We start from the raw sequence: 4504 nt of genomic DNA, 5'->3' as shown, positions 1-4504 counted from the left end.
ATCAGAAGGTGGCGGCGTCGATCACGAAGCGGTAGCGCACGTCGGAATTGAGTACGCGTTCGTACGCCTCGTTGATCTGGTCCGCGGCAATGGTCTCGATCTCGGCGCCGATCTTGTGTTCGGCGCAGAAGTCCAGCATTTCCTGAGTCTGCGCGATGCCGCCGACCATCGAGCCTGCGAGGCTGCGACGGTTCGCCGCAAGGGTGAAGCCGCGCACCTTTATCGGCTCGGACGGCAGGCCGAGGATCACCAGCGAGCCGTTGATGGCTAGCAACGACATGTGCTTGTCCATGTCGATCTCGGCGGAGACGGTGTTGATGATCAGATCGAACTGGCCGCGGAGCTTCTTGAACGTATCCCTGTCGGAGGTGGCGTAGTAGTGGTGAGCGCCGAGACGCTTGCCATCCTCTTCCTTGCTCAGGGTCTGGCTCAACACGGTCACCTCGGCACCGAGTGCATTGGCGATCTTGACGCCGACATGGCCGAGCCCGCCCATACCGATGATGGCGACCTTCTTGCCGGGGCCCGCACCCCAGTGCTTCAGCGGGGAGTACAGCGTGATGCCTGCGCACAGCAGCGGTGCAGCGACGTCCAGTTCGATGCCCTCGGGGATGGAGAGAACGAAGCCCTCGGTGACGACGATGTGCGTCGAGTAGCCGCCCTGCGTGAAGGAGCCGTCGGCCTGCTTGGAGTTGTAGGTCTGCGTCACGCCCTTCAAGCAGTACTGCTCCTCGCCGGCGAGGCAGGCTTCGCATTCGCCGCACGAGTCGACGAAGCAGCCGACGCCGACGCGGTCGCCGATCTTGTGCTTGGTGACGCCGGAGCCGACTTCGGCAACGATGCCGGCGATCTCGTGGCCCGGTACGACCGGGTAGTTGGTGCCGCTCCATTCGTTACGGGCGGTGTGAATGTCGGAGTGACAGATGCCGGCGTACTTGACCTCGATGAGAATGTCCTGCGGGCCGAGCTCGCGGCGCTCGATGGTGACCTTCTCGAGGGGTGCGTCGGCGGCGGTTGCTGAGTACGCGGTGGCTGAAGTCATGGCTACATTGCTACCTACGCATCGGTAGCTCTGCAATACGGACACACCCGCCAGCAGGGTATTCCGTGCTGACGGGTGTGATTGATGACAAAATGTCGGGCGTCTCGACGCGCCCGGTGCTGCCTGTCCGTGAAGAAGCGTCAGCTGTTTCGCGCGATGTTGTAGCCGAGCCAGCCGACGTACGCGCCGAGCCCGATCAGCCCGAGCTTGCGCGTTTTGGGGTACGCGATCGCGGAACCGACTGCGAGTTCCGTGGCGCCGTTGCGGTTGATCCACTCCCGAGTGTCCTTCGGGAACGGGAGCTTGGTGATGCCCTCGAACGCTTCGGGGACGACAAAGTGCGCGACACCCGTCGCGGCCAGACCGATTCCCAGCGCTTTCGGCAGTAGTCCACCGGAATTCCTCGAACTGCTCACAGATGCATCCCCTGTTCTGCTCGTCGGCGCATCCGTCGCGCCGCTGCGCTCACGCTACGCAGTGCGCAGAGGCATGCGCCACCCTGCCCCTGAAAACGTCGTTGCCGGAACGGCGTTCGTCATGTGCGCGACGCTGCCGCCTTGGCGACTCGTCCGTTTTCGTATCGGTAGAAACCTGCGCCGGTCTTTTTGCCGACGAGGCCCGCCTCGACCATGCGCAGCAGGAGCGGCGGTGCCGAAAACAGGGGTTCCTTGAATTCTGCGTACATCGAGTCCGCTATGGATTTGACGGTGTCGAGGCCGACGAGATCGGCCAGTGCCAGCGGGCCCATCGGATGCGCGAGGCCCAGGACCGTTGCCTTGTCGACGTCTTCCTTGGTCGCGAAGCCGGATTCGACCATGCGGATCGCCGAGAGGAGGTAGGGCACGAGCAGCGCGTTGACCACGAAGCCCGACCGGTCTGCGGAGCGAACGACCTGCTTGCCGAGCACGTCGCCGGCGTAGGTCTCGGCTCGCGCCGCCACGGCATCGCTTGTGCGCAAGGTGGTGACGAGCTCGACCAGAGGGAGCACCGGCACCGGATTGAAGAAATGCATACCGACGACGCGATCAGGTGCCGCGGTTGCAGTTCCCAGCTTCATGATGGGAATCGACGAGGTGTTGGACGCGAGAACGGCGAGGGGATCTGTCACCACCGCGTCAAGCCGGGTGAAGATGCCGACCTTGATCTCTTCGTCTTCGCATACCGCTTCGACGACGAGCTGACGGTCGGCGAAATCCGCGAGGTCGGTGGTGAAGCGCAGTCGCCAGGCAGCTTGTTCGCGTTCGCGCTCGGTGATCTTGCCGCTGCTGACGCCGCGGTCCAATGACCGCAGGATGCGTGTGCGTCCTTCGCTCGTCAGCTCACGCGTGCGTTCGTAGACCAGCACGTCGGAGTGTGCTCGTGCGCAGACTTCGGCGATACCGGCGCCCATCTGGCCCGCACCGATGACGCCTACCCGCTCAACCGTCACAGCTCTGTCCTTTTCAGTCCTGTTGCTGGGCAACAGCTTCAGGGATGCACGTCAGGCGGCCCGCAACGTGAATTGCGGACCGCCTGACTAGTGCGCTGAATATCTGGGGAGGCGAAACAGCTTAGTGGAACTGCCCCTCTTCGGTGGATCCCTTGAGTGCAGCCGTCGAGGTGTTGGGGTCGACGGTGGTGGCGATGCGGTCGAAGTAGCCGGCGCCGACCTCACGCTGGTGCTTGATCGCGGTGAAGCCGCGCTCTTCGGCAGCCTTGAACTCGCGCTCCTGCAGGTCGACGAAGGCGGTCATGCCCTCGCGGGCGTAGCCGTGAGCCAGGTCGAACATGCCGTAGTTGAGCGAGTGGAAGCCTGCGAGGGTGATGAACTGGAACTTGAAGCCCATCGCGCCGAGCTCCTTCTGGAACTTCGCGATGGTCGCGTCGTCCAGGTGTGCCTTCCAGTTGAACGAAGGCGAGCAGTTGTAGGCGAGCAGCTGGTCCGGGAACTCGCTGCGGACGGACTCGGAGAACTTCTTGGCCACCTCGAGATCCGGCACGCCGGTCTCCATCCAGATGAGGTCTGCGTAGGGTGCGTATGCCTTCGCGCGGGCGATGCAGGGCTCGATGCCGTTCTTGACGCCGAAGAAGCCCTCTGCCGTGCGGGTGCCGTCGAGGAATTCCTTGTCGCGCTCGTCCACGTCGGACGTGATGAGGGTTGCGGCCTCGGCGTCGGTGCGGGCAATGATGACCGACGGAACATCGGCGACGTCGGACGCGAGGCGAGCCGAGGTCAGGGTGCGGATGTGCTGCTGGGTCGGGATGAGGACCTTGCCGCCGAGGTGGCCGCACTTCTTCTCCGACGCGAGCTGGTCTTCCCAGTGCACGCCTGCTGCGCCGGCAGCGATCATGGCCTTCTGCAGCTCGTAGGCGTTGAGGGCGCCACCGAAGCCGGCTTCGGCGTCGGCGACGACGGGTGCGAGCCAGTTGCTGACCGAGGTATCACCCTCGACCTTGGCGATCTCGTCGGCACGCAGCAGCGCATTGTTGATACGGCGCACGACGGACGGGACCGAGTTGGCCGGGTACAGGCTCTGGTCCGGGTAGGTGTGGCCCGAAAGGTTGGCGTCGCCTGCGACCTGCCAGCCGGAAAGGTAGATGGCGCGAAGTCCGGCGCGGACCTGCTGCACGGCCTGGTTGCCGGTGAGTGCGCCGAGCGAGTTGATGTAGTCCTCGTTGTTGACGAGGTCCCAGAGGATTTCGGAGCCGCGGCGAGCGAGCGTTGCCTCTTCGACGACGGTGCCCTGCAGCTGTGAAACCTGCTCGGCGGTGAAATTACGAGTGACGCCGTTCCAGCGAGGGTTGGTGTCCCAATCCTTCTGGATTTCTTCGGTGGTCTTCGGGGTGCCGGTGGTCGACATCGTCAGCTCCAGTCTTCTTCTTTGTCTGTATCGGCCGGCTCGTTGCCAAAAATTCTTCACACCGTTGCCAGGCCCTTCGGGTGTCCTCCACGAGAATGGCACACGCGAAATGGAGCGTCTACCTGTTGCAACTGCCAATCTTGGCTAGCTTTTCAGGATCGGTTGCTAACGTTGCGAAGATAGGCCGGTCTCGAAACCAGGCCATTCGGCGGGGCTCATTACCGACAAGTAACGAGAAACCGCAGGCAGTGAACGCAATTTACGCAAACCCTCACCTCGCCAAAACCGGACAATCGTACTGTTGGCCGCCGTCGTCTGAATCGAGCCAGAAATTGGCATCCCGAGAAGCACTGTGACAGTAATCACATCATGAGTCGCGCGAGAACGAAAGCCGCTGAGGGATCTACGGGGCTCCTGACGGTGTGTGCACCCGCCGCTGTTGGCGCACCCTCCAGCTGTTGGCGCAGGATGCAACCTGCGCGGTTCCCTCGAACGTGCGCGGGTGGTGGATGGCGGGCGGCCGGTGGCTCGGAACCGTCGGTGAAAGGTGCGCGGTTGCGAAGTCGTCAACCCGGCTACGTGTGCACCAACCGCTGTTGGCGCACCCTCCAGCTGTTGGCGC

Annotated in this window: 4 protein-coding genes; all 4 read right to left on the bottom strand. The window is 63.4% G+C overall.

Going from position 1 to position 4504, the window contains the following annotated elements:
• Nucleotide 1: 1 nt before the first annotated feature.
• Entirely contained in the window at nucleotides 2-1042 is a 1041-nt protein-coding gene (locus WBQ44_RS01330; RefSeq protein ID WP_495564936.1) for an NAD(P)-dependent alcohol dehydrogenase, read from the bottom strand.
• 140 nt (nucleotides 1043-1182) lie between these two features.
• Complete coding sequence (locus WBQ44_RS01325; RefSeq protein ID WP_495564935.1) at nucleotides 1183-1458, bottom strand: DoxX-related protein; 276 nt, start codon at nucleotides 1456-1458, stop codon at nucleotides 1183-1185.
• A 119-nt stretch (nucleotides 1459-1577) separates the two neighbouring features.
• Complete coding sequence (locus WBQ44_RS01320) at nucleotides 1578-2471, bottom strand: 3-hydroxybutyryl-CoA dehydrogenase (RefSeq protein ID WP_495564934.1); 894 nt, start codon at nucleotides 2469-2471, stop codon at nucleotides 1578-1580.
• Nucleotides 2472-2592: 121 nt separating this feature from the next.
• Nucleotides 2593-3882 carry an isocitrate lyase gene (gene aceA / locus WBQ44_RS01315; RefSeq protein ID WP_495564933.1) on the bottom strand — a complete coding sequence of 430 codons (1290 nt, stop codon included), beginning with the start codon at nucleotides 3880-3882 and terminating at the stop codon, nucleotides 2593-2595.
• Nucleotides 3883-4504 lie beyond the last annotated feature (622 nt).

This window comes from Rhodococcus sp. (in: high G+C Gram-positive bacteria), assembly GCF_049591685.1.
GTDB lineage: Bacteria > Actinomycetota > Actinomycetes > Mycobacteriales > Mycobacteriaceae > Rhodococcoides.
This window is presented reverse-complemented; position numbering and strand designations above follow the sequence as displayed.

Coding starts and splice junctions, on each gene's coding strand:
- WBQ44_RS01330 (WP_495564936.1), bottom strand. CDS start 1,042: ATGACTTCAGCCACCGCGTACTCAGCAACCGCCGCCGACGCACCCCTC.
- aceA (WP_495564933.1), bottom strand. CDS start 3,882: ATGTCGACCACCGGCACCCCGAAGACCACCGAAGAAATCCAGAAGGAT.